Here is a 25,435-nt window from a genome sequence, read left to right as displayed (position 1 = left end):
GAGCGGAGAAGGCCGCATGCGCCTGCGATCGCCGTCGATGTCCGAGCTGCACGCCTTCGCCACTGCGGCGCGGCTTGGCAGCTTCACGCGCGCCGCGCAGGAGCTGTGCGTGACGCAGGGCGCGATCAGCCGGGCCATCGCCAGGCTGGAGGCACACTTCGGCCAGCCGCTGGTCCAGCGCAACGCGCACCGGCTGGTGCTGACCGCAGCCGGCCGCGGCTTTCTTGAAGCGGTGTCGGGACCGCTGGCGGCAATCGAATCGGCCAGCGCGGCGCTGCTGGCCGGCGACCGCCAGCACCATCTGACGCTGTCCGCCCTGCCCACGCTGGCCAGCGTCTGGCTGGTGCCGCGGCTGCCGGACTTCCATCGGCGCCATCCCGACATCCGGCTGGACTTCGTGCCGTACCGGCGCGACGAGGATTTCTCCGGGCCGGCGCCCGATGCGGCGCTGCTGGCAGGCACCGCCGCCAGCTGGCCCAACCTGCAGGTCGACTATGTGATCGGCAGCGAGATGGTGCCGGTCTGCCATCCGGAGCGCGCGCAGCTGCGGCGCGAAGCCGGTCAATGGCGAACGCCGGCGGATCTGCTGCAGGAGCCCTTGCTCTTTCACACCGGCGCGCCGGCCAACTGGCAGCACTGGTTTCTTGCGGCGGGCGTACCCGACGCTGCGCCCACGCTGGCTACGGGATTCGACCAGGTCTCGATCCTGGTGCAGGCGGTCAAGGCCGATATCGGCATCGCGGTGCTGCAGCGCTGCCTGGTACGCGACGAGGTCGCGGCCGGCCGGGTGGTGGCGCCGTTCGACCTGCCGATCCGGCTGACGCGCGGTTATTTCCTGTGCGCGCCGCGGGAGCGGCGCGACCATCCGGCGCTGAACCGCTTCCGGCAGTGGCTGCTGGAAACCGCCGCGCAGGATCCGGATGTGGTCCGCTCCCGGGACAATGATTCATCGGATGGATGAAGATCGATCATCCAAACATCGAAACATCAATCCCGATAATCTTCACCGCGAATACATAAGCGCGACAAATGACAACGGCGCACCGAAGCGCGCCGCTATTCATCCGCCGGATGCAGGCTCGGGCAACGCCAGCCTGGCGCGCTCAAGCCGCCTTCTTCGCCAACCCCAGATAGGTCTCGATGACGCGCGGATCCGCGGCCAGCTCGTCGGCCGGCCCCGCCATCGCGATCTCTCCGGTCTCGATCACATAGCCGTAGTCGGCCACCTGCAATGCGGCGCGCGCGTTCTGCTCAATCAGCAGCGTCGCCACGCCGGTACGGCGCAGGTCGTTGATGATGTGGAAGATCTCCTTGACGATCAGCGGCGCCAGGCCAAGGCTGGGTTCGTCCAGCATCAGCAGTCCGGGCTTGGCCATCAGCGCACGGCCCACCGCCAGCATCTGGCGCTCGCCACCCGACAGCGTGCCGGCATCCTGCCGTGCGCGCTCGCGCAGCCGCGGGAACAGCGCGTAGACGACGTCCATCTGGTCCAGGAAGTTCTTCTCGCCGGCGCGCTTGCGGCGGAAGGCGCCGAGCCGCAGGTTGTCCTCGACGCTCATCGAGCCGAACAGCTCGCGCTTCTCCGGCACCAGGCACATGCCGCGCGCGACCCGGCCCTCGACCGGAATGCCCGCCATGTCATGGCCCAGATAGGACACCGTGCCGCTGGCCGAGCCGGTCGGCGGCAGCGCCCCCATGATCGCGTTCAGCATCGTGGACTTGCCCGCGCCATTGGGGCCGATCACCGTGACGATCTTGCCGGCCTCGACCGACAGGCTGGCCCCGTGTACCGCCTCGACCTTGCCGTAGCGGACATGCAGGTCGTTGACTTCGAGAATCACGCTCACCGCTCGCTCCTGAATCCTTGCTGATCCTTATTCCACGCCGCCCAGATAGGCCTCGAGCACCGCGGGGTTCTTCTGCACTTCCTCGGGCACACCCTCGGCGATGCGCGTGCCGAACTCCATCACCACCAGCCGGTCGGTCAGGTTCATCACGAAGTCCATGTCATGCTCGACCAGCAGCACGCTCATGCCCTCGCCCTTGAGCTTGCGCAGCAGGTCGGCCAGCGCCTGCTTCTCCTTGTAGCGCAGGCCGGCGGCCGGCTCGTCGAGCAGCAGCAGCGCGGGATCGCAGCACAGCGCGCGAGCGATCTCCAGGATGCGCTGCTGGCCCAGCGCCAGGCTGCCGGCCTCCATGTACATGCAGTCGGCCAGCCCCACGCGCTCGAGCTGGCGCCGGGCCTCGAACAGCAGCTTGGCTTCCTCGCCGCGGTTCATGCGCAGGATCGCCGCCGACACGCCGCCCTGGGGACGGTAATCGCCGCGCAGATGCGCGCCGATCGCGACGTTCTCCAGCACCGTCATCGTCGGCAGCAGATGGACGTGCTGGAAGGTCCGGCCGATGCCGCGCTTGACGATCTCGCGCGACGGCAGGTTGGTGATGGCCTCGCCGCGATACCGCACCTCGCCGCGGGTCAGCGGCAGCACGCCGGTGACCAGATTGAAGGTGGTCGACTTGCCGGCGCCATTGGGCCCGATCAGCCCGACGATCTCGCCGGCGCGCACCTGGAAGCTGACATCGTTGACCGCCACCAGCCCGCCGAACTCCTTGCGCGCGGCGCGCACGTCGAGAATCAGTTCGCCGGCCTGCGGCTTCTGCCGTACCGGCAGCGCGGCGGCCTGCTCGGGCGCGCGCACCGGCGGCCCGCTGGGCCACGCCTTGCGCAGGAACGGCCAGAGCCCGTCGCGCGCATGCTGCAGCAGCAGCACCAGCAGCACGCCGAAGACGATGATCTCGAAGTTGCCGTTGGCGCCCAGCAGCTTGGGCAGCACGCCCTGCAGCAGGTCCTTCAGGATCGTCAGGATCGCCGCGCCGAGCACCGCGCCCCAGACATGGCCGACGCCGCCGACCACCGCCATGAACAGGTACTCGATGCCATAGTTCAGGCCGAACGGCGTCGGGTTCACCGCGCGCTGCAGGTGCGCGTACAGGAAGCCGGAGATGCAGGCCAGCACCGCGGCGACGACGAACACCACGACCTTCATCCACGCGGTATTGACGCCCATCGCCTCGGCCATCACGCCGCCGCCCTTCAGCGCACGGATCGCTCGGCCGGGACGCGAGTCCAGCAGGTTCTGCATCGCCAGCACTGCGAGCAGCACCACGACCCAGATCAGATAGAACATCGAGCGGCCCGACTGCAGCTCGAAGCCCAGCAGCGACAACACCGGGATGCCGTTCAGGCCGTCGTACTTGCCGAGGAACTCGAGGTTGCCGAACAGGAAGAACAGCGACAGCCCCCAGGCAATCGTCGCCAGCGGCAGGTAATGCCCGGACATCCGCATCGTGATCAGGCCGATCACATAGGCCGATGCCATCGTGATCACCAGCCCGACCAGCAGCCCGAACCATGGCGACAGTCCGTACTGCGTGGTCAGGTAGGCGGTGCTGTAGGCGCCCAGGCCAACGAAGGCCGCCTGCCCGAACGAAGTCATGCCGCCGACGCCGGTCAGCAGCACCAGCCCGATCGCGACGATGCTGTACAGGCCGATGTAGTTGCCCAGCGTGATCCAGAATTCCGGCGTCGGCAGTACCGGCAGCAGCGCCAGCACCGCCGCGAACGCGATCAAGAGCAGCCGGTTGCGCAGGGTCGCGCTGCCGGAGACCGCGCTCGGGGCCGGGATCGGCCGCGTTGCCGCCGCCGTGTCGGACGCCTGCTGCGTCCCTGTAGTCCGTGTGGCTTGCCGTTGCATCATTCCTCGTCTTCCACATGTTTGCTGGTCAGCGAGCGCCACAGCAGCACCGGAATGATCAGCGTGAACACGATGACCTCCTTGAACGCACTGGCCCAGAAGGACGAATAGGATTCGAGCAGCCCGACCAGCAACGCGCCGGCGGCCGCCACCGGATAGCTGACCAGTCCGCCGACGATCGCGCCGACGAAGCCCTTCAGGCCGATCAGGAAGCCGGACTCGTAGTAGACCGTGGTCAGCGGCGCGATCAGGATGCCGCACAGCGCGCCCATCGCGGCCGCCAGCGTGAACGACAGCCGGCCGGCCTGCGTGGTGCCGATGCCGACCAGGCGCGCGCCCAGCCGGTTGACCGCGGTGGCGCGCAGCGCCTTGCCGGTCAGCGTGCGGTCGAAATAGAAGTACAGGCCGGCGATCAGCAGCCCGGACACGCCGATCACCCACAGGCTCTGGCCCGACACCGACAGCGCGCCGACGTCGAAGCGCGCATCGGAGAACGCGGTGGTGCGCGACCCCTCGGCACCGAACATCACCAGACCCAGCCCGACCAGCGCGAAGTGCACGCCGACCGAGACGATCAGCAGCACCAGCGTGCTGGCCTCGGCCAGCGGCTGGTAGGCGATCCGATACAGCATCGGACCCATCGGCACCACGATCAGCAGCGTCAGCGCGATCTGCGCCAGCATCGGCAAAGGCTGCGCGCCATAGGCCTGGGTCAGCCAGTGCACCGCGAACGGAAAGACCAGGTACTTGCCGGCCAGCACCGCGAGCCGGCGTCCGGCGCTGCGGCGCAGTTCGGCGCTGCGCAGCACGGTGGCGCCCTCGTAGACGAAGGTCAGCACGCCCATCGCCACCAGCAGCCACGAGGTCTGCGGCGCGTGGCCGGCCTGCATCACCGCCAGCGTCAGCGCGCCGTAGGCGACGAACTCCCCTTGCGGGATGAAGATGACGCGGGTCACCGAAAACACCAGCACCAGGGCCAGCGCCAACAGCGCGTAGATCGCGCCGGAGGTGATGCCGTCCTGTGCCAGGATGGCCGCAATCGAGAGGTCCATGATCTCCTCGGGGGTTGCCGCGATGCAGCGAATTACGAAATAGTAAAGGTCTTACGCTTCGAGGAAATCCGCGCGAACCCTAGCGCCCGCTTTCGTTTCACCGGGGCCCCAAAACAAAAAAGGCGCATGGTGCGTCCATGCGCCCTGCCGCGCGGCGAAGCTGGAGGCGTTCCTACTTCTGCAGCTTCCACTTGCCGTCGACGATCTGCACCATCACGCGCGAGCGCTGGTCCAGGCCCAGATGATCGGTCGGGCTCATCGTCATGATGCCGTGCGAGACCGGCAGCTCCTTCGTTTGCTCGAGCGCATCGCGCAGCGCCTTGCGGAACTCCGGCGTGCCGGGCTGCGCCTTCTTCAGCGCAACCGGGATCGCGCGCTCGAGCAGCAGGCCGGCATCCCAGGCGTGGCCGCCGAAGGTCGACACCTGGCCGCCGAAGGCCTTCTCGTAGGCGGTCTTGTAGGTCATTGCCGGCTTCTTGACCGGATTGCTGTCGGGCAGCTGTTCGGCCACCAGCAGCGGGCCGGCCGGCAGCAGCGCGCCTTCGCAGTCCTTGCCGCAGACGCGCAGGAAGTCGGGGTTGGCAACGCCGTGGGTCTGGTAGATCTTGCCCTTGTAGCCGCGCTCCTTCAGCGCCTTGGCAGGCAGCGCCGACGGCGTGCCCGACCCGGCGATCAGCACCGCGTCGGGATTGCTGGCCATGATCTTCAGCACCTGCCCGGTGACCGAGGTATCGGTACGGGCGAAGCGCTCGTTGGCCACCACCTTGATCTTGCGGATGTCCGCCACCTTGGCGAACTCCTGCGACCAGCTCTCGCCGTAGGCATCCGCGAAGCCGATGAAGGCCACCGTCTTCACGTTGTTGTTGCCCATGTGCTCGAAGATGGCGGTCGCCATGTGCGAGTCGTTCTGCGGGGTCTTGAAGACCCAGGCGCGCTTGGCGTCCATCGGTTCGATGATGCGCGCGGACGCCGCCATCGTGATCATCGGCGTGCCGCTCTCGGCGACCACGTCGACCATCGCCAGCGAGTTCGGCGTCACGGTCGAGCCGACCACGGCGTCGACCTTGTCTTCGCTGATCAGCTTGCGGGTGTTCTTGACGGCGGTGGTGCTGTCGGAGGCGTCGTCGAGCACGATGTATTCGACCTTCTTGCCGGCAATCTCCTTGGGCAGCAGCGTGAAGGTGTTCTTCTCCGGGATGCCGAGCGAAGCCGCCGGACCGGTCGCCGATACCGTGACCCCGATCTTGATCTGGGCCTGGGCGGCGCCGGCGCACAGACAGGCGGCGGCGAAGGCCAGCAGGCTGGCGCGCTTGAAATTCATCGTGTCTCCTTCTTCTGTCAAACCGGTCGGCATCGATCCGGCTTGCGCCGGTCCGCGCCTGGCTTGTTGTTCTGACGGACCGTGCCGCGCTGCTGGCGCCGCTCTCCTCCGTCGTGCCCGATCCCGTCCGCGCGTGCCCTCTGCAGAGGGTCGCGGCCGTTCGTCCGCGCTCAATACAGGTTCGCGACGAACTCGGCCGACGCCGGCTTCGATTCGCCGACCGATCGGTCGGGAATTCGCACCGAGTCTAACACAGCGTCCCTTGCCGCCAAGGCAGGATTAACCCGCATCGCCAGCATCGGCGCGGCTTTCGGCGGTGCTGAAGGTCAACCGGCGAAGGCGTCCCAGGCGGTCTTCAGGATCAGCGCGGTCACCACCAGCAGGAAGACCTTGCGCACGAATCCGCTGCCGTGCTTCAGCGCGAGGCGGCTGCCGAGCTGGCTGCCGATCACGTTGCCCACCGCCATCACCAGCCCCAGTTCCCACCAGACATGGCCCTTGAAGCCGAGCAGCATCAGCGCGGCGACATTGGTGGCGAGGTTGACCAGCTTGGTCGACGCCGCCGCGTGCAGGAAGTCGTAGCCGAACAGCCGCACGAACATGATCATCAGGAAGCTGCCGGTACCTGGCCCGAAGATGCCGTCGTAGAAGCCGATCGCGGCGCCGCCCAGCACGGCGACCCAGCGCTCGCGCGCGCCGGACAGCGTTGGCGCGTGCTCGGCGCCGAGGTCCTTCCTGGCCAGCGTATAGATCAGCAGGATCGCCAGCACGAACGGCAGCAGCTTGCGCAGCGGTTCGGCGGGCACCAGCGTCAGCGTGTAGGCGCCGGCCATCGAGCAGAGGAACGCCGCCACCACCGCGGGCCCGGTGGCGCCCCAGTAGATCCGCACGCTGCGCGCGTAGCGCACCGCGGCGTTGAAGGTACCGGCCATCGAGGCCACCTTGGTGGTGCCGATCAGCGTCGCCGGCGCGTGGCTCGGGTACGCGCTGAAGATGGCGGGAATCTGTATCAGGCCGCCGCCGCCGGCGACCGCGTCGATCAGGCCGGCCAGCAAGGCGGCGGCAAACAGCAAGGCGAACTCCATTCGAATATCCGGGAAGCGGGAAAGCAGGAAAAGGCGGAAAAGAAAAGCGCAGACCGCGGCCGGGGGATCGGCAGTCCAGGGGCGCCACCGAGACCGGAACGGTCGAGGGCTGCGGTCGGATCAGGCCAGCTGCTTGGCGGCCGGGGCCAGGTCGCGGTGCCACAGGCCGCACGGCAGCCGGCTCAGGCCGCCGCCGGGATCGCGGTCCGGATCGCCGTCCGGCTCACCGGCACCGGGCAGCCCCGGCGCCCACAGCAGATGGCGCACGCCATGCGCGCGGCACCAGTCGGCGAGCCAGTCGCGGCAAGAAGCGAGGATTGCACCACTTTCGTGCGTACCGGGCAAGCACCAGGCTTCGGCCGCCAGCGCCGCCAGGCCGCCCAGATCGAGGCGCGGCACCAGCTGGACAGGCAGGCAGCCGACCAGCGCGCCGTCGCGCGACGCCAGCAGGCACAGGCCCAGCTCGGGCCGCTGCAGCAGCCGCTCGAGCATCGCGGCGCGGCCGCGCTGCAGCAGCACCGGCGCCGGCGCGCACGCCTGCAGCCAGTCCGCCAGCATCGGCTGGTCGGCCGGAAAAGCCTGTCGAATCAGATAGTTGGGAGTTGGCGACGGAGCGCCGGCGGGGCTAGAACGGCCGGAATTGGCTGAAGAGGTGGGGTCGGACGGAGACGGCATGGCGGTCGCGGGCAAGGCGCGCATTGTCTCACGGAGCACGGCACAAATTAAAAAGGGCGTTGCCGAGGATCACCCGTCAACGCCCTTTCCTTATTTAACGCTGCTTCCTCACGGAATGCTCATCGTGGGTGCGCGCCTGTCGTCTCCTCGCTTCCGCCTCCATTTAACCTGCGAAAACCGTGACTGCAATGTAACGAAGCGGTGCGTATCGAACAAGCTAGAAAAAACCCTAGCCCTAAAAACGGGCATGTATCCCGGCGGCCACTCCCCATCGCCCCTGCCCTGCCTCCGCCGGGACGGCGTCCATGGCGCTAATGGCGGCTGCGCGAGAACAGCGCCTGCAGTTCGCCCATGATGCCGCGGCGGAACAGCAGCACGCAGATCACGAAGATCACGCCGGTCACCATCGTCACCGACTCGCCCAGCGAGTTGAACCATTCGACGCCGGTGGCCGAGGCCAGGAAGCTGCCGATGTCGCCCAGCTTGTTCTCCAGCGCGACGATGACGAAGGCGCCGACGATCGGACCGGACAGCGTGCCGAGGCCGCCGACCAGCGTCATCAGGATCACCGTGCCCGACATCGACCAGTGCACATCGGTCAGCGTCTCGAAGCCCAGCACCAGCGCCTTGATCGCGCCGGCCAGCCCCGACAGCGCGGCCGACAGCACGAAGGCCATCAGCTTGAAGCGGTCGGTGTCGTAGCCCAGCGAGATCGCGCGCGGCTCGTTTTCCTTGATCGCCTTCAGGATCTGGCCGAACGGCGAATGCACCGTGCGGACGATCAGCGCGAAGGCCAGCACCAGGATCAGCAGCGCGACGTAGTACAGCGTCAGGTCATCCGACAGCGACAGCACGCCGAACAGCTTGCCGCGCGGAATGCCCTGCAGTCCGTCCTCGCCGCCGGTGAACGGCGCCTGCAGGCAGAAGAAGAACAGCATCTGCGCCAGCGCCAGCGTGATCATCGAGAAATAGATGCCCTGGCGCCGGATCGCCAGCGCGCCCACCACATAACCGATCGCCGCGCCGGCCAGCGTGCCGAGCACCAGCCCGACTTCCGGCGTCACGCCCCACACCTTCATCGCGTGTCCGGCCACATAACCGGCGCCGCCGAAGAAGGCCGCGTGGCCGAACGACAGCAGGCCGGTGTAGCCGATCAGCAGATTGAACGCGCAGGCAAACAGCGCGAAGCACAGCACCTTCAGCACGAAGACCGGATAGGCGCCGGCCATCGGCGCGGCGATCAGCGCGACCAGCAGCACGCCATAGAACAGCAGCGGCACGGTGCGCGGCACGCCGCCGCGCGCGGCGCCCGCCTGCGCCGGCGTCGAAGCTTGCGCGCCCTGGGGTTGTGCGCGCGATGCGCTTTGTCCGTCCATCACTTCTCCCTCCCGAACAGCCCGGCCGGCCGCAGCAGCAACACGATCACCATGATCAGGAACACCACGGTCGACGACGCTTCCGGATAGAACACCTTGGTCAGCCCCTCGATCACGCCCAGCCCGAGGCCGGTGACGATCGAGCCGAGGATCGAGCCCATGCCGCCGATCACGACCACCGCGAACACCACGATGATCAGGTTCTGTCCCATCAGCGGCGAGATCTGGATCACCGGCGCGGCCAGCACGCCGGCGAAGGCGGCCAGCGCGACGCCGAAGCCATAGGTCAGCGTGACCATCAGCGGCACGTTGACGCCGAAAGCCTCGACCAGCTTCGGGTTCTCGGTGCCGGCGCGCAGATAGGCGCCGAGCTTGGTCTTCTCGATCATGTACCAGGTCGCCAGGCACACCGCCAGCGAGGCCACCACGACCCAGGCGCGATAGTTCGGCAGGATCATGAAGCCGAGGTCGGTCGCGCCCGACAGCAGTTCCGGCGTCGAATACGGCAGGCCCGACACGCCGTAGATCGAGCGGAACACCCCCTCGATCACCAGCGTGATGCCCAGCGTCAGCAGCAGGCCGTAGATATGGTCCAGCTTGTAGATCCAGCGCAGCATCGTCTTCTCGATGACCACGCCGAGCACGCCGACCACGACCGGAGCGAGCAGCAGCATCACCCAGTAGTTGAGCCCGGCGTACTCCATGCCCATCCAGGCCAGCACCGCGCCGAGCATGAACAGCGCGCCGTGCGCGAAATTGATGACGTTGAGCAGGCCGAAGATCACCGCCAGGCCAAGGCTCAACATCGCATAGAACGCCCCGTTGACCAGCCCGAGCAGCAGCTGGGACAACATGGCGGGCAAGGGAATACCGAAGATGTCCATCGCAGGCTTCAGCTATGCGGCGCCGCGGGCCCGTTCCGCGCCGGCCCGCCGTCCATCGAGGAAGGCATGGGCCGGCGGCAGCGAACGTGCACGCGGCGCCGGTCGTTCATCGGGCCGCGGCGATGCGCCAGGCGCGCACCGCGCGGCCGCCATCGCTTACTTCTTCAGCAGCGCGCACTTCGACTCGGCGGGCGTCGTGAAGGCCTGGTCGCCCGGGATCGTCGCCACGACCTTCAGGTAGTCCCACGGCTTCTTCGACTCGGCCGGGCTCTTGACCTGCATCAGGTACATGTCGTGGATGGCGCGGCCATCGGCGCGGATATAGCCCTTGGTGTAGAAGTCGTCGATCTTCGCCTTCTTCAGCTCGGCCATCACCTTGTCCGGATCGTCGGTCTTGGCCGCCTCGACCGCCTTCAGGTAGGTACGCACCGCGGAGTAGTCGGCCGCCTGCAGGCTGCTCGGCATCTTCTTGTTCTTGGCGAAGAAGCGGTTGGCGAACTTGCGGGTCTCGTCGTTCATGTCCCAGTACCAGCTGTCGGTCATCAGCAGGCCTTCGGTGTTCTTCAGTCCGAGGCTGTGCACATCGTTGATGAACATCAGCAGGCCGGCGATCTTCATGTTCTTGGTGATGCCGAATTCCTTGGCCGCCTTGATCGAGTTGATCGTGTCGCCGCCGGCGTTGGCCAGGCCCAGAATCTGCGCCTTCGACGACTGCGCCTGCAGCAGGAACGACGAAAAGTCCGACGCCGACAGCGGATGGCGCACCGAGCCGACCACCGTGCCGCCATTGGCCTTGACCACCGCCGAGGTGTCGTTCTCCAGCGAATGGCCGAAGGCGTAGTCCGCGGTCAGGAAGAACCACGACTTGCCGCCCTGCTTGACCACCGCGCTGCCGGTGCCCTTGGCCAGCGCCACCGTGTCGTAGGCGTAGTGCACCGTGTACGGCGAGCACTCTTCGTTGGTCAGGCGCGCCGTGCCGGCGCCGATGTTGATGTAGACCTTTTTCTTTTCCTGCGCGACCTTGTTCATCGCCAGCGCGGTACCGGAGTTGGTGCCGCCCAGCAGCATGTCCAGGCCCTGCTGGTCCATCCATTCGCGCGCCTTCGACGCGGCGATGTCGGCCTTGTTCTGGTGGTCGGCCGACAGCAGCTCGATCGGCTTGCCGAGCACCTTGCCGCCGGCGTCCTCGATCGCCATCTTGACGGCCTCGACACCCGACTTGCCGTCGATGTCGGCGTACAAGCTGGACATGTCGGTGATGAAGCCGATCTTGACCGAATCACCCGATACCTGCGCGGAGGCCGCTCCGGCCGCCATGCCCGTCACCAAGGCCGCCATCGCGGCTGCGAGCCGTTTGATCTTCATTGCTTGTCTCCTGTGTTTCGGCGGCCTCGCGCCGCCCTTTCCTACACCGTACCTGCGACCCCTGACTGCGGTCATGCCTGCGATCCCGAAGGGATCAGACCCCAAGCAGTTCGTGCAACACCGGCATCTTCTGTTCGAGCTCGCCGGCGCCGAAGCGCTCGACGATGGTGCCGTGCTCCATCACATAGAAGCGGTCCGCCAGCGGCGCGGCGAAGCGGAAGTTCTGCTCCACCATCACCACCGTGTACCCCTTCTGCTTCAGCATCCGGATCATGCGGGCCAGCGCCTGCACGATCACCGGTGCCAGTCCTTCCGAAATCTCGTCGAGCAGCAGCAGGTTGGCGCCGGTGCGCAGGATGCGGCCGACCGCCAGCATCTGCTGCTCGCCGCCCGACAGGCGCGTGCCCTGGCTGTGCCTGCGCTCGGCCAGATTCGGGAACATCTCGTAGATCTCGGCCTCGCTCATGCCCTGCTTGGCGCCGTTGCCCTTGAGCTGCGGCGGCAGCAGCAGGTTCTCCTCGCACGACAGGCTGGCGAAGATGCCGCGCTCCTCCGGGCAGTAGCCGATGCCGTAGTGCGCGATCTTGTGCGTCGGCAGATGGATCGTCTCGTGGCCGTCGATCCGGATCGAGCCCTTGCGCGTGCCGGTCAGGCCCATGATCGCGCGCAGCGTGGTGGTGCGGCCGGCGCCGTTGCGGCCCAGCAGCGTGACCACCTCGCCGCGGTTCACGGTCAGGTCGACCCCGTGCAGGATGTGCGATTCGCCGTACCAGGCCTGCAGGCCGCGGATCTCGAGGGCGGGTGTGTTCTCAGTTGCCATGTCGTCGTTCCCGCTTGCTCTCAGTGCGCGCCCTGCAGCTCGGCGTCGGCCGTGCCCATATAGGCTTCCATCACGCGCGGATCCTTCGAGACCTGCTCGTATGGCCCTTCGGCCAGGATCGCGCCCCGTTGCAGCACGGTGATCGTGTCCGCGATCGACGACACCACGTTCATGTTGTGTTCGACCATCAGGATCGTGCGCCCGGACGACACCTTCTTGATCAGTTGCGTGACGCGGTCGACGTCCTCGTGGCCCATGCCCTGGGTCGGCTCGTCGAGCAGCATCAGCTCCGGTTCCATCGCCAGCGTGGTGGCGATCTCCAGCGCGCGCTTGCGGCCGTACGGCAGGTTGACGGTGACGGTGTCGGCGAACTCGGTCAGTCCGACTTGCTCGAGCAGCGCCATCGCCTCGTCGTCGAGCACCGACAGCGTGCGTTCGCTGCGCCAGAAGTGGAAATGCGTGCCGAGCTTGCGCTGCAGCCCGATGCGCACGTTCTCGCGCACGGTCAGGTGCGGAAACACCGCCGAGATCTGGAACGAACGGATCACGCCGCGGCGCGCGATTTGCGCGGGCTTCTCGCCGGTGATGTCGGTGCCGTTGAACAGGATGGTGCCGGTGGTCGGCACCAGGAATTTCGTCAGCAGATTGAAGCAGGTCGTCTTGCCCGCTCCGTTGGGGCCAATCAGCGCATGGATGGACCCGCGCCTGACCCGCAGATTGACGTCGCTGACCGCGGTGAACCCCTTGAACTCCTTGGTGAGGTTGCGCGTCTCCAGGATGGTTTCCTGCTGGTTCATGTCTCCTGCCCGTCCTCGTTCGGCACGACGCTTGGCTTCTGGCCCGTCGTGCCCGGATTCGACCCGCGACCCCTGACGGCGCTGCGCGATGGCGGCGCGCGTGTGGGGATCGCCTTGTCTGCAATGTCTTATTGGTTTGTGTGGCAGCGCGCTGGGTGACAGCGGCGGCGCGGTCGGATGCAACGCGGAAGCCCGCGCGGATGTGAGCGCGGCATCACGACTGTCCGGCGTCTATTGTGGGCACCTGTTGCGTCGCAAAACATCCGGGTTTGCACTGAGCCTGAAACATGAACCAGCTGTCATGTTCGTCAGGCAGTGCGGACGTATTGCCGGGGAGAACTGCCAAAGGGAAGCGGTGCTGCGCCGCACGCGGCGGCGCGACCGTCATGCTGCGCCGGCGCGTCAGCCGCGCGCGCCGCTGCGCCAGTCCTCGCGGATCATGTCGCTGGCGCGCTCGGCGATCATGATCGTCGGCGAGTTGGTATTGCCAGAGGTGATCAGCGGCATCACCGAGGCGTCGACCACGCGCAGGCCCTGCACCCCGATCACGCGCAGGCGCTGGTCCACCACCGCCTGCGGATCGTCGGGCTTGCCCATGCGGCAGGTGCCGACCGGATGGAAGATCGTCGTGCCGATATCGCCGGCCGCGCGCGCCAGCGACTCGTCGTCCTCGACATGCGGGCCCGGCAGCCATTCCTGCGGCCGGTACGGCGCCAGCGCGGGCGCGGCCACGATGCGGCGGGTCAGCCTGAGCGAGTCCGCCGCGACCTTGCGGTCCTCGTCGGTCGACAGGTAGTTGGGCGCGATCACCGGCGCCTGGCGGAAGTCCGGGCTGTCGATGTGGACGCTGCCGCGCGAGGTCGGCCGCAGATTGCAGACGCTGGCGGTGAAGGCGTTGAACGTGTGCAGCGGCTCGCCGAACTTGTCGAGCGACAGCGGTTGCACGTGGTACTCGACATTGGGCCGCGCCTGGTCCGGATCCGAGCGCGCGAACGCGCCGAGCTGCGACGGCGCCATGCTCATCGGCCCGCTCTGGTTCCACGCGTACTGCAGCCCGATGCCGAGCTTGCCCCACCAGTTGCCGACACGCGTGTTCAGCGTGCGCACGCCCTCGACCTTGACGATCATCCGCAGTTGCAGATGGTCCTGCAGGTTCTCGCCGACGCCGGGCAGCGCCTGCCGCACGGCGATACCGAGCGCCTGCAGCCGCTCGGGCTGGCCGATGCCGGACAGCTCGAGCAGCTGCGGCGTGTTGACCGCGCCCGCGGCGAGGATCACCTCGCGCCGCGCCGCCACTGTATGGGGCTGTCCGCCGCCGACATAGTGCAGGCCGCTGCAGCGGCGTCCGTCGAAGGTCAGCTCGCTGACCTGCGCGCCGGTGACGATGGTCAGGTTCGGCCGTTCGGAGGCGCGCCGCAGGAACGCCTTCGACGTGTTCCAGCGGATGCCGCGGCGCTGGTTGACCTCGAAGTAGCCGACGCCGAAGTTGTCGCCGCGGTTGAAGTCGTCGGTGCGCGGAATGCCGGTCTGCTCGGCCGCGTCGATGAAGCGCTCGAGGATGTCCCAGCGCAGGCGCTGCGGCTCGACGCGCCATTCGCCGCCGGCGCCGTGAAAGTCGTTGGCGCCGCGATGATGGTCCTCGCTGCGCTTGAACAGCGGCAGCACGTTGTCCCAGCGCCAGCCGTCGTCGCCGGTGATGCGCGCCCACTCGTCGTAGTCCTCGCGCTGCCCGCGCATGTAGATCATGCCGTTGATCGACGAGCAGCCGCCCAGCACGCGGCCGCGCGGATAGATCAGCGAGCGCCCGTTCAGTCCCGGCTCGGCGACGGTGCGGTACATCCAGTCGGTGCGCGGATTGCCGATGCAGTACAGGTAGCCCACCGGAATATGGATCCAGTGGTAGTCGTCCTTGCCGCCCGCCTCGAGCAGCAGCACGCTGACGTCGGCGTCCTGCGTCAGCCGGTTGGCCAGCACGCAGCCCGCGGTGCCGCCGCCGACGATGATGTAGTCGTAGGTCTCCATGCTCTTCTTCTGGGTTGGATGTCGATCGGGATGCGTCCGTCCGCCGCGGAAGGACGGCCGGCAAGCTGAGGCGTTCTGCTCTGCCTTCTGCGTGGTGCGTCGTGCGTTCGGTGCTGGGCGTCCGGTCTGGATCGATACCGGCGATCGCGTCGTCGTGCGCTTCAGCGGTCCGCGTCCGCCACCGGCTGCAGATGGCGGCGCAGCCAGTCGCTCAGCGCGTCGAGCACCTCGGTCCGCAGCGCCGCCTGCTCGTTGAAGATCTCGTGGTAGGCGTGCTCGAACCAGACGCATTCGCGCAGGTCGGCCGGCGCATTGTCGCAGAAGCGCCGGCTGCCCGCCGGATCGACCACGCGATCGGCCCCGGCGACCAGCAGCAGCGTCGGCGCCTCGAGCAGCGGCGCATCGGCCTGCGCGCGTTCGATGCCGAGCATCATGCTGTGCAGCATGCCCGCCGTCAGCGTGCGCTGCACCAACGGATCGCTGCGATAGCTGGCCACCTCGGCGGGATCGTGGCTGAGGTCGGACGGGCGGATCGGACTGGGTACGCGCAGGTTCGGCGCCAGCGTCAGCAGCATCCGCTGCAGGGTCAGCATCGCGCCGTCGATGCGCAGCGCCAGTGCCGGCGAGGACAGCACCAGCGCGCGCACCGGTCGCACGCGCGAGGTTGCCAGCCGCGCCGCGACCAGCCCGCCCATGCTGTGGCCGAGCACGATCGGCAGCTCCGGCCAGCGCTGCACCGCGCCGTCGTAGATCTCCACCAGGTCGTCCAGGAAGACATCGGGCCGCTCGGCCACCATGCGTGCGCCGCCGCTGGCGCCGTGGCCGCGCTGGTCGTAGGCCACCACCCGCAGCCCCAGCGCGCACAGCCGCGCCGCCACATGCGCGTAGCGCCCGCAGTGCTCGGCGAGCCCGTGCACCAGCAGCAGCGTGCCCGACGGTTCGGGCCACAGCCCCGGGTCGGGCAGCCAGGTGCGCAGCAGCAGCTCGGTGCCGTCGCGCATGCGCTGGCGGCTTTCAGCCGGCGCAATGGCGGCGCTCTGGGATGCATCCATGCGATCGCTCTCCTCGTCGGCACGCGGCGCGGCCGCACGCCGGTCAGCGTTCATCAGTGGCAGGCGGGGCGCGCATTGCCGTCGCGTGCATTGCGGTCGGACGTGTCCGCGGACGGCGCGTGCCCCGGCTCGGCGAAGTCGGCGAGGATCGGGCAGTCCGGCCGCTCGTCGCCGCTGCAGGCCTCGGCCAGCGAGCGCAGCGTGTCGCGCATCGCCACCAGTTCCGCGATGCGCGTTTCCAGTTCGGCGACATGGCGCAGCGTCAGCGCCTTGACGTCCGCGCTGGCACGCCCGCGGTCTTGCCACAGCAGCAGCAGGTTGCGGATCTCGTCCAGCGAGAACCCGAGATTACGGGCGCGCCGCACGAAGCGCAAGGTATGCAGCGCGCGCTCGTCGTAGCGCCGATAGCCCCCTTCGCTGCGCGGCGGCACGGGCAGCAGCCCGATCGATTCGTAGTGCCGGATCATCTTGGCGGACACGCCCGAGGCAGCCGCCGCTTCGCCGATATTCATCGCCTTGCTTCCTCCATGTTTCAGCGCTGCACGGCCTCGCTGCGCGGCGCCGGCCGCCAGCGCCGCAGCAGCAGCGCGTTGCCGACCACGCTGACGCTCGAGAAGGCCATCGCCGCGCCCGCCACCACCGGACTGAGCAGACCGGCCGCCGCCAGCGGGATGCCGATCACGTTGTAGACGAATGCCCAGAACAGGTTCTGCCGGATCTTGCGCACCGTACGGTGCGACATTGCCAGCGCATCGGCGACCAGGCCCGGATCGCCGCGCATCAGCGTGATGCCGGCCGCGTGCATCGCCACGTCGGTGCCGGTGGACATCGCGATGCCGACGTCGGCCGCGGCCAGCGCCGGTGCATCGTTGACGCCGTCGCCGACCATCGCGACCACCGCGCCGGCGCGCTTGAGCGCCGCCACGCGCGCGGCCTTGTCCTCGGGCAGCACCTCGGCCTGCACGTCGTCGATGCCGAGCGCGTCGGCGACCTGCGCCGCGGCGCCCTGGCTGTCGCCGGACAGCATCACGGTGCGCACGCCGGCCGCGTGCAGGCGCGCCACCGCTTCGCGCGCGCCGGGCTTGATCGCATCGCCGAACGCGACCAGCCCTTCGACGCGGCGCGCATCGATCTCGATCAGCCACGACACCGTGCGGCCGGCCCGGCGCAGCGCATCGGCTTCGCGCTGCAGCGCGGAACCTTCGTCCAGCGACGCGCCTAGCTCCTTGCGCAGCCGCTCGCTGCCGAGCGCCCATGCAACACCGTCGATGCGCCCGCTGATGCCGCGGCCCGGCAGCGCGCGCAGTTCGCTGGCGACCGGCACCGTCAACTCGCGCTGGCCGGCGGCGTGCAGCACCGCCCGTGCCAGCGGATGTTCGCTGCCGGCCTGCAGCGCGGCCAGCCGCCGCAGCAGCAACGACGGCGCGTCGCCGGCCGTTGCGCCCGCCGGCAGCAGCGCCACCACCTCGGGCTGTCCGACGGTCAGCGTGCCGGTCTTGTCGAACGCGACCACATTGACACGATGCGCGGTCTCCAGCGCCTCGGCGTCCTTGACCAGGATGCCGGCGCGCGCGCCCGCGCCGGTGCCGGCGATGATCGCGGTCGGCGTGGCCAGGCCCAGCGCGCACGGGCACGCGATCACCAGCACCGCCACCGCGTTCAGCAACGCCGACTGCCAGTCGCCCAGCGCCAAGCCCCAGCCCAGCAGCGTGACCAGCGCGATCGCCAGCACCACGGGCACGAACACCGCGCTGACGCGGTCGACCAGCCGCTGGATCGGCGCCTTGGCCGCCTGCGCATGCTCGACCATGCGGATGATCCGGGCCAGCACCGTTTCGGCGCCAACCGCGGCGGTACGCAGCACCAGCCGGCCCTCGCCGTTGATGGCGCCGCCGGTCACGCGGTCGTCGACATGCTTGGGCACCGGCAGGCTTTCGCCGGTCAGCATCGATTCGTCGGCATGGCTGTCGCCGTCGATCACCACGCCGTCGACCGGAATGCGCTCGCCGGGCAGCACGATCACTTCGTCGCCGACGCGTACCTGCGCCAGCGGCACCGTGGTGTCGACGCCGTCGCGGCGCACGCGCGCGGTATCCGGCCGCAGCGCGGCCAGCGCGCGGATCGCGTCCGCGGTCTGCCGCTTGGCGCGGACCTCGAGCCATTTGCCGAGCCGGACCAGCGTGATCACCACCGCCGCGCTCTCGAAGTACAGATGCGGGTGGCCCTCGCCATGGGCGGCGGCACCGCGCCAGATCAGCCACAGCGACAGGCCGTAGGCCGCCGAGGTGCCGAGCGCGACCAGCAGATCCATATTGCCGGTGCCGGCGCGCGCCGCCTTCCAGCCGGCGCGATAGAAACGCCAGCCGAACACGAACTGCACCGGCGTGGCCAGCAGCCATTGCCACAGCGCCGGCACGTTCCAGGCGACGCCGAACCAGCCGAGCACCATCGGCGCGACCAGCGGCAGCGACAGCGCGGCCGGGATCGCCACGGCCCATGGTCCGGACCAGAAGTCGGCGGCGCGCTCGGGCGCGGCCTGGCCGCCCGTCGCCGCCTCGGCCACCGGTTCGGCGGCGTAGCCGGCGCGGGACACGGCCTCTGTCAGCACCGGCAGCATGTCGGCCGCGTTGCCGCCAACCAGTGTCACAAGGGCGCGCTCGGTCGCCAGATTGACCTGCGCGTCGACCACGCCGGGCACCGCGCGCAGCGCGCGTTCGACGCGGCCGACGCAGGAGGCGCAGGTCATCTCGCGCACCGTCAGCTCCAGCTCGGTACGCGGCACCGCGTAGCCCGCGGCGGCGACGGCGTCGGCGGCCGCCGGCAGCACGGCGGCGCTGTCGGCCTGCACGGTGGCCTCCTCGGTGGCCAGGTTGACGGCGACCGATCGCACGCCCGGCACCTTGGCCAGCGCGTTCTCGACCCGGCGCACGCAGGAGGCGCAGGTCATCCCTTCGATCGGCAGGCGCCATTCGGGCGCGGCCGGCGTGGTATTGGGACCGGACGGGGCCGGCGACAGCGGAAGTGAAGAAGTGGACATGGCGGTTGACATCCTCGTTGACATAGCCTGTCACTGGATGCTGGACCTTACCATGCTAGGAAGGTCAAGGCCGGCGCGCCAGGTTTCGCAGCGAGGCTGCGGGGCTTGCGCCTGACACGATGGGAAGGTTCACAATGGCGTCATTCCGGGTACTTGCCGGATTTCCAGCCCATTCCGAGGAGTTCAACGATGATGCAGTTTCAAGTGGAAGGCATGTCCTGCAATCACTGCGTGGGCGCGATCACGCGTGCGGTGAAGCAGGTCGACCCCGACGCGCGCGTGTCGGCCGATATTGCGGCGCAGGCGGTCAGCGTGGAAGCGGACGCCGATGTGCAGGAGGTGCGGGAGGCGATCGAAGCGGCGGGCTATCCGGTCAAGGGCTGACCGGAAGGAACCGCGTCCGCGCTCCGGGGAGACGCGGACGCGGCCGGTCGGCGCGGCTCAGAAGCGGTAGCCGACGTTCAGGAAGGTCACGATCGGATCGATCTTGATCTTGGTGTGCGACACCACGGTGGCGCCGCCCTGGGCGGAATTGCGCGTGACGAAGGTCGCGCGGGTATCCAGCGGCAGGTAGGACACCGACAGGCCGATATGCCAGCGCTCGTTGATCTTGTAGTTCGCGCCGATGTTGAAGACCGGATTCCACGACGACTTGGCGCTCGCGGTCATCGTGGCGTTGGGGCCGAACTCCTGGCGCACGAACTGCTGGTTGGTGATCGTCTCGTCGGTAAACCAGGTGTAGTTGACGCCCAGGCCCACATAGGGGCGGAAACGCGAGGCCGGCTCGAGGAAGTGGTACTTGACCAGCACCGCCGGGCTCCACTGGCGCACCGTGCCGAGCTTGCCGTACCGGCCGTAGCCCTTGTCGCCCTCGACATCGTGCTCCGGGGGGATACCGACCACGAACTCGGTCGAGATGTGGTCCGTAACGAAGTGGTCGATCGACAAGCCCAGCGTATTGGCCGCCTTGATGTCGGCGCCGGTATTGGGACGCTGCATGCCGACCGGGCGGCCGCCGACGCTGTCGATGGTCAGCGGGTCGGCCGAGCTGTTCGGCATCACGCGGAACCAGCCCGCACTGACGACAGTGCTGCCGGCCGACTGTGCCTGGGCGGCTCCGCCCACTACCATGGCCGCGACAGCCACCAGGATTTTCTTGTTGTTCAACATCCTCTCTCCTTCGTGGTTTTCAACTGCAAGGGCAGCATTATCCCGCCGCCGATGCCGTCATCGTTTCATTCCAGAGACATTTTGTAGAGGCACGCCACTAAATCGAGGGTTTACCGCAATCCGCGGTATCCGAAGGGGCACCACAGCCGGGAGAGAGGCGGCAGAAGTGTCTCAGTAATGTGACAGCGAGCGGTGATCCAGGGCCATCGGCACCATCGACGCCATCGACGCCATCGACGCCATCGACGCCATCGGCACCATCGGCACCATCGGCACCATCGGCACCATCCGCACCGCCGGCACCGTCGGCGCCGTCATGCGCGGTCGCTTCGCACGGCCAGCGCGCAGGCCGCCAGATCCCACAGCGCATAGCCGACGCTCTTGAACACCAGCGGACTGCCGGTGCGCGCGCGGATCGCGTCGGCGGCCAGGATCGCCGTCTCGAACGGCTGCACCGCGGCCCAGTCGATGCCGGCCTGCAGCAGGTCGCCGGCCTCGTCCTCGATGCCGAACAGCGTATCGGCCAGCAGCCGCCCCGCCTTCTCGGCGCCGCGGCACAGCGCCGGCGGCAACTCGCACATGTCCGGCCGGAACGCACCGACCGCGGCGATGAAGTGGTCGTCGCGCCAGCAGCCGGCATCCAGGTCCGGCAGCACCGGGGTGCGGCTCGACGTCACGGTGACGACCATCGACACGCGGCCCAGTACCGCCTCGACCTCGCCGGCGGATTCGAGCACCTCGGCCTCCAGGCCAAGTTCGCGTGCCCGCGCCGCCAGCGCATGGGCCTTGTCCGCCGTGCGCGAATGCAGCCAGACCCGCCGCAGCGGCAGCCCGGCGGCGAAGGCCTCGAGGTGCGTGGTGGCCTGTACGCCGGCGCCGACGATCAGCAGCCCGCCGTCGGGCCGTGCGGCGAAGCGCTGCGCCGCCAGCAGCGACACCGCGGCCGTGCGTCGCCCCGTCACCGTCGGTCCGTCCAGCAGCGCCAGCCGCACGCCGGTATGCGCGTCGGCCACCACCACTTCGCCGAGGATATTGGGCAGCCCGCGCGCCGGATTGCCCGGATGGACCGTGATGTTCTTGGTCATCACCAGGTCGGCATTGCGGGCCGGCATCACCAGCAGCGTCCCCTCGCCCTCCGGGGCCGCGGCCGTCACGTCGCCGACCGGCAGCGCGAGCCGCGGCGGCGCCATCGCGGTGCCGGCGCGCAGTTCGCCGAGCATGTCGGCAATGGCGACGGCCAGTTCGGGATACGGCAGCCGCGCCGCCGTCTGCGCGGCATCGAGCAGCATCGGCGGGACGGTCTGTGAGGCGGTCGGCGAGGCAATCGGTTCGGTAGGCATGAGATCGAGCTCCTGGGAACGCTGGGAATCTGAGGGTAGCGGCCGACGGCGGCGAGGCGGCGAGGCGGCGAGGCGGCGAGGCGGCGATTATCCGCGCTCGGCCGCGGCCGCGGCGCCCTGCCTCGCCGCCGTCCTGCCCCGCCCTGGCGGCGGACCGTCGCGCCCTTCGCGCACGGTCGCGCCGCGCACCTCGATGCGGACCGTATCGAGCACCGTGCCGCCGGCATCGACCAGTTCGAGCCGATGCCGCCCCGGCCAGGGCAGCCAGGCCAGCTTGCCGCCACGGCCCAGGCGCTTGCCGTCGAGCCGCCAGGCCACCGCCCGTGCGGTCCGGCCCGCGACATCCTCGGCGTGCAGCCAGACGCGCTGCGCCTGCGGCGGAATATCCGGATCGAGCGCGAACACGGTGCCGTCGGCCGGACTGGCGATCGCCGCGGCACGGCCGGGGTCCGCACCGTGCGCCGCCGCCGTCCGCCCTGCACCGCGCCCCGCCGCCGTGCCCGCGTAGTGGCTGCCGACGGCGACGACAGGCACCGCGGTGCCCGCCAGGAACACCTCTTCGCGCGCAGGCTCGGGTACGCCTTCAAACCGCACCGGCACGCGCTCCACGTCCGCGGGCATCGCCGGCGGCCGGCTCGCGCGCTCGCGATGCAGGTAGGCCATCACGTCGTGCCAGACCGGCGCCGCGCCCGATACGCCGGACACATCGCGCATCGCCGCGCCGCTGGCATTGCCGACCCAGACCCCGACCGTGTAGTGCTGCGACCAGCCGATGCACCAGTTGTCGCGCATGTCCTTGCTGGTGCCGGTCTTGACCGCGGTCCAGAAGCGCGTGGTCAGCGGACTGTCAAGGCCGAAGGTCCGCGCGCGCGCATGCCGGTCGGACAGCACGTCGCCGATCACATGCGCCGCCGCGGCCGACATCACGGCCAGCGGCCGCGGCGCCGGCTCGGCCAGCCGCATCCGCACCGGCGCCTGGCGGCCCTGGTTGGCCAGCGTGCGGTAGGCATTGGTCAGCGTCAGCAGCGACACGTCGGCGCTGCCCAGCGCCAGGCTGTAGCCGTAGTAGTCGCCGGCCTCGGTCAGCGGCAGGCCGAGCGCCACCAGCCGCCGATGGAAGCGGTGCGGGGTCACCATCACCAGCGTGCGCACCGCCGGCACATTGAGCGAACCGGCCAGCGCGGCGCGCATGCTGACCCAGCCGCCGTAGCGGCCATCGTAGTTGCGGGGAATGTAGAGGCCGCCGCCGGTCGGCAGGTTGACCGGCCGGTCGTCCAGCAGCGAGGCCGCGGTCAGGCGCCGCTCCTCCAGCGCCTGCGCATAGAGGAAAGGCTTCAGCGTCGAGCCGGCCTGGCGCAGCGCGGCCGCATGGTCGACCTGCGCCGCCGCGGACAGCGCGCCCGACGAGCCCACATAGGCCAGCACGTCGCCGCTGGCGTTGTCGAGCACGACCACCGCGCCGTCCTCGACATGGCGTCCGGCCAGCTCGCGCAGGTGCCGCTGCAGGCTGGCCATCGCCAGCCGCTGCACGCCGGCATCGAGCGTCGAGTCGATCGCGGCCCGCGCCGTCGTGCCTGCACTGTGCAGGGTCCGCTCGACCAGCAGGCGGCCCAGGTGGGGCGCCAGCTGCGCGCGGCCCGGTCCGGCCGGCGGCATCGCGGCGCGCGCCAGTGCCAGTTGCGTAAAGCCGTCCAGCCCGTTGCAGCCGTCCGGCTGCGCCATCTCGCGCAGGATCTGGCAGGCGCGCTGCGCCACGCGCGCCGGCGCGGCATTGGGCGCGCGCACCAGCGCCACTGCCAGCGCCGCCTCGCGCGCATCGAGCCCGCTCGGCAGCTTGCCGAACAGCCCCTGCGACAGCGCCGACAGGCCGACCAGCTCGCCACGCAGCGGTACCAGGTTCAGATAGGCCTCGAGGATCTGGCTCTTGCTCCAGCCTTGTTCGAGCCGCGCCGCGCGCCAGGCCTGGCTCATCTTCTGTGCCGCGCTGCGTCCGCCCGCGCCGCGGCGCAGTTCGTCGTCGAGCAGCGCGGCCAGCTGCATCGTCAGCGTCGAGGCGCCGCGCGTGCGCGTGTTCCACAGATTGGCCCAGGCCGCGCCGGCCACGCCCTGCCAGTCCACGCCGCTGTGCCGGTAGAAGCGCCGGTCCTCCGACAGCACGATCGCGGTGCGCACCGCCGGCGAGATCTCGTCGAGCGCCACCCACTGGCCGCGCCGCGCGCCGAAATCGGTCCGCACCGTGGCGACCGGTTCGCCATGGCGATCCCGCACGATCACGTCGGCGCTGCGGTAGCTGCCGCGCACCTGGTCGAAGCCGGGCAGCGCGTCGGCGAACGCCGGCGCGGACGGTATCGCGGACAGCAGCACGCCAAGCAGCGCCGCCGCCCGCGCCGCGCGCCGGATGCCGGGCCATCGCGTTGCCCGCGTCATGGCCGCCGCCCCGCGACGATGCCCGCGACCAGCAATACCTGGGCCGCGGCATAGGTCCACCAGATGCCCAGTTCGAAGCGATCGAACGGCGACAGGAAGCGCGCGATGCCGATCAGCGCATCGGACACGACGAAGCACAGCGCGCCGAGCGCGGCCAGCGGCGTCGGCAGCCGCGCCAGCAGCGCCGCGCAGGCCATCGCCGTCAGCGCGACGACATAGGCGCAGACCTCGATCTGGAGCGTGCCGAGGTTGGGCCAGAAGCGCCCCAGCAGCGTGCCGACGGTACCGATCACCGCGCCGCTGGCGAGCAGCCGGTGCGGCCGGTCGTCGCCGACCAACGGCAGCAGCAACGCGAGATAGCACAGATGCGCCAGCAGGAAGAAGCCGAACCCGCCGGAGAAGGAAAACGGCAGCCACGGCACCGCCAGCAGCAGATCGCCCACCGCGGAGAACAGCAGCGCAGCAACCAGCCAGCGCCGCTCGCGGCGCACCGGATGGAACCACGCCGCACGCGCCAGCAGCAACGCCATCGCGGTCTTCCATGCCGGCTGCCAGGCGAAGCTGCCCGTCAGCGGCGTGCCGGGCGGCAGCTCCAGCGCGGCGCTGACCAGCAGCGTGCCGTAGATGGTGCCGGCGACGGTGCCGGCCATCCACCATTCGCGCACGCGCGGCGGCATCGTCCAGCCGCGCCGTTCGAGGACATCGCTCACGAACGCGGCCCCACGCTCAGGCGCGCATTGGGCGCGGCGCCGAACACCTCGGGCGCGTACATCGCCTCGACCCGGGTCGGCGGCAGTGCGAACTCGCCCGCGTTGTTCAGCCGCACGGTGTACTCGATGGTGGCCGTGCCCTTGGGCAGGTGGGCGTAGTACTCGCGGTACGCCTGCGGCGTGCGCTCGCTGAAGGCCGGCCAGGCGCCGGTGCGGCGCTCGCCGCGCGTGGCGATCTGCGAGTCGCGGCCCAGGCCGCTGCCCAGGATCGTCGCGCCCGCCGGCACCGGATCGCTGACCACCACCCACGTCATGTCGGCCTGCGCGTCGATCTCCAGCTTGACGCGATAGACGTCGCCGCGCGACCAGCGCCCCGGCGTGGCCTGCTCGACCGCGCTGACGCTGCGGCGGATGCGGTAGCCGGCGGCGATCGGCTCGGCCAGCGGCACCGCCGCCAGCGCGCGCACCGTCGCCCACGGCCGGCCGGCGCCCTCGTGCTGCAGCTGCAGCGTGGCGGGCGCGGCGGACGGGGTCGGCTGCGGCGACT

The 25,435-nt window shown here is 69.4% G+C and carries 23 protein-coding genes; 2 read left to right on the top strand and 21 right to left on the bottom strand.

Going from position 1 to position 25,435, the window contains the following annotated elements:
* The first annotated feature begins 16 nt into the window (after positions 1 to 16).
* Positions 17 to 961 carry a LysR substrate-binding domain-containing protein gene (locus F7Q96_RS14585; protein ID WP_151022882.1) on the top strand — a complete coding sequence of 315 codons (945 nt, stop codon included), beginning with the start codon at positions 17 to 19 and terminating at the stop codon, positions 959 to 961.
* Positions 962 to 1,103: 142 nt separating this feature from the next.
* Here F7Q96_RS14585 and F7Q96_RS14580 read toward each other — a convergent pair whose 3' ends face one another.
* The 15 genes from F7Q96_RS14580 to F7Q96_RS14510 form a co-directional block, all read right to left on the bottom strand.
* Complete coding sequence (locus tag F7Q96_RS14580) at positions 1,104 to 1,847, bottom strand: ABC transporter ATP-binding protein (RefSeq protein WP_053822846.1); 744 nt, start codon at positions 1,845 to 1,847, stop codon at positions 1,104 to 1,106.
* Positions 1,848 to 1,874: 27 nt separating this feature from the next.
* A complete protein-coding gene (locus tag F7Q96_RS14575; RefSeq protein WP_226994915.1) occupies positions 1,875 to 3,755 on the bottom strand; it encodes a branched-chain amino acid ABC transporter ATP-binding protein/permease in 1,881 nt (626 codons plus the stop codon).
* Positions 3,755 to 4,807, bottom strand: a complete 1,053-nt coding sequence (locus F7Q96_RS14570) for a branched-chain amino acid ABC transporter permease (protein WP_053822848.1) — start codon at positions 4,805 to 4,807, stop codon at positions 3,755 to 3,757. The genes F7Q96_RS14575 and F7Q96_RS14570 overlap by 1 nt, the downstream gene beginning before the upstream one ends.
* Positions 4,808 to 4,979: 172 nt before the next feature.
* Positions 4,980 to 6,128, bottom strand: coding sequence for an ABC transporter substrate-binding protein (locus tag F7Q96_RS14565; protein ID WP_053822849.1), 1,149 nt, complete (start codon positions 6,126 to 6,128; stop codon positions 4,980 to 4,982).
* A gap of 326 nt (positions 6,129 to 6,454) precedes the next feature.
* The gene (locus tag F7Q96_RS14560) at positions 6,455 to 7,213 is read right to left on the bottom strand and encodes a TSUP family transporter (protein ID WP_151022881.1); all 759 of its coding nucleotides are present in this window, start codon (positions 7,211 to 7,213) and stop codon (positions 6,455 to 6,457) included.
* 120 nt (positions 7,214 to 7,333) lie between these two features.
* On the bottom strand, positions 7,334 to 7,771 hold the full coding sequence (locus F7Q96_RS14555) for a hypothetical protein (protein ID WP_053822850.1): 438 nt from the start codon (positions 7,769 to 7,771) through the stop codon (positions 7,334 to 7,336).
* 428 nt (positions 7,772 to 8,199) lie between these two features.
* Entirely contained in the window at positions 8,200 to 9,117 is a 918-nt protein-coding gene (locus F7Q96_RS14550) for a branched-chain amino acid ABC transporter permease (RefSeq protein WP_226994916.1), read from the bottom strand.
* Between the two features lie 146 nt (positions 9,118 to 9,263).
* The gene (locus F7Q96_RS14545; RefSeq protein ID WP_006577643.1) at positions 9,264 to 10,148 is read right to left on the bottom strand and encodes a branched-chain amino acid ABC transporter permease; all 885 of its coding nucleotides are present in this window, start codon (positions 10,146 to 10,148) and stop codon (positions 9,264 to 9,266) included.
* Positions 10,149 to 10,304: 156 nt separating this feature from the next.
* Positions 10,305 to 11,513, bottom strand: a complete 1,209-nt coding sequence (locus F7Q96_RS14540) for an ABC transporter substrate-binding protein (protein ID WP_006577642.1) — start codon at positions 11,511 to 11,513, stop codon at positions 10,305 to 10,307.
* 94 nt (positions 11,514 to 11,607) lie between these two features.
* On the bottom strand, positions 11,608 to 12,333 hold the full coding sequence (locus F7Q96_RS14535; protein ID WP_053822851.1) for an ABC transporter ATP-binding protein: 726 nt from the start codon (positions 12,331 to 12,333) through the stop codon (positions 11,608 to 11,610).
* A gap of 20 nt (positions 12,334 to 12,353) precedes the next feature.
* On the bottom strand, positions 12,354 to 13,130 hold the full coding sequence (locus F7Q96_RS14530; RefSeq protein ID WP_053822852.1) for an ABC transporter ATP-binding protein: 777 nt from the start codon (positions 13,128 to 13,130) through the stop codon (positions 12,354 to 12,356).
* Positions 13,131 to 13,532: 402 nt separating this feature from the next.
* Positions 13,533 to 15,152 (bottom strand): GMC family oxidoreductase, encoded by a 1,620-nt coding sequence (locus tag F7Q96_RS14525; RefSeq protein WP_053822853.1) that lies wholly within the window; start codon positions 15,150 to 15,152, stop codon positions 13,533 to 13,535.
* A gap of 161 nt (positions 15,153 to 15,313) precedes the next feature.
* The gene (locus F7Q96_RS14520) at positions 15,314 to 16,204 is read right to left on the bottom strand and encodes an alpha/beta hydrolase (RefSeq protein ID WP_053823248.1); all 891 of its coding nucleotides are present in this window, start codon (positions 16,202 to 16,204) and stop codon (positions 15,314 to 15,316) included.
* 53 nt (positions 16,205 to 16,257) lie between these two features.
* On the bottom strand, positions 16,258 to 16,716 hold the full coding sequence (cueR, locus tag F7Q96_RS14515) for a Cu(I)-responsive transcriptional regulator (protein ID WP_082371578.1): 459 nt from the start codon (positions 16,714 to 16,716) through the stop codon (positions 16,258 to 16,260).
* Between the two features lie 20 nt (positions 16,717 to 16,736).
* A complete protein-coding gene (locus F7Q96_RS14510) occupies positions 16,737 to 19,241 on the bottom strand; it encodes a heavy metal translocating P-type ATPase (RefSeq protein WP_053822854.1) in 2,505 nt (834 codons plus the stop codon).
* Between the two features lie 189 nt (positions 19,242 to 19,430).
* On the opposite strand from F7Q96_RS14510, the gene F7Q96_RS14505 reads away from it, so the two are divergent.
* The gene (locus F7Q96_RS14505) at positions 19,431 to 19,625 is read left to right on the top strand and encodes a heavy-metal-associated domain-containing protein (protein ID WP_006577909.1); all 195 of its coding nucleotides are present in this window, start codon (positions 19,431 to 19,433) and stop codon (positions 19,623 to 19,625) included.
* A 57-nt stretch (positions 19,626 to 19,682) separates the two neighbouring features.
* Here F7Q96_RS14505 and F7Q96_RS14500 read toward each other — a convergent pair whose 3' ends face one another.
* From F7Q96_RS14500 to F7Q96_RS14475, 6 genes are all read right to left on the bottom strand, one after another.
* Positions 19,683 to 20,411, bottom strand: a complete 729-nt coding sequence (locus F7Q96_RS14500) for an OmpW/AlkL family protein (RefSeq protein ID WP_053822855.1) — start codon at positions 20,409 to 20,411, stop codon at positions 19,683 to 19,685.
* 171 nt (positions 20,412 to 20,582) lie between these two features.
* Positions 20,583 to 20,729 carry a hypothetical protein gene (locus F7Q96_RS26830; protein WP_162491056.1) on the bottom strand — a complete coding sequence of 49 codons (147 nt, stop codon included), beginning with the start codon at positions 20,727 to 20,729 and terminating at the stop codon, positions 20,583 to 20,585.
* On the bottom strand, positions 20,726 to 21,751 hold the full coding sequence (locus F7Q96_RS14490; protein WP_170265871.1) for a delta(1)-pyrroline-2-carboxylate reductase family protein: 1,026 nt from the start codon (positions 21,749 to 21,751) through the stop codon (positions 20,726 to 20,728). Before F7Q96_RS14490 ends, F7Q96_RS26830 begins: the two co-directional genes overlap by 4 nt.
* Before the next feature lie 87 nt (positions 21,752 to 21,838).
* Positions 21,839 to 24,178, bottom strand: coding sequence for a penicillin-binding protein 1C (pbpC, locus tag F7Q96_RS14485; RefSeq protein ID WP_151022878.1), 2,340 nt, complete (start codon positions 24,176 to 24,178; stop codon positions 21,839 to 21,841).
* Positions 24,175 to 24,855, bottom strand: coding sequence for a lysoplasmalogenase (locus tag F7Q96_RS14480; protein ID WP_151022917.1), 681 nt, complete (start codon positions 24,853 to 24,855; stop codon positions 24,175 to 24,177). The genes pbpC and F7Q96_RS14480 overlap by 4 nt, the downstream gene beginning before the upstream one ends.
* A gap of 29 nt (positions 24,856 to 24,884) precedes the next feature.
* Positions 24,885 to 25,435, bottom strand: a 551-nt coding sequence (locus F7Q96_RS14475; protein WP_151022876.1) for an alpha-2-macroglobulin family protein, incomplete at its 5' end; no start/stop codon positions are given.

It is taken from the genome of Cupriavidus gilardii (assembly GCF_008801915.1).
Classification (GTDB): domain Bacteria; phylum Pseudomonadota; class Gammaproteobacteria; order Burkholderiales; family Burkholderiaceae; genus Cupriavidus; species Cupriavidus gilardii.
Note: the sequence above shows the minus strand (reverse complement) of the source record. Positions and strands in the feature narration are given on the sequence as shown.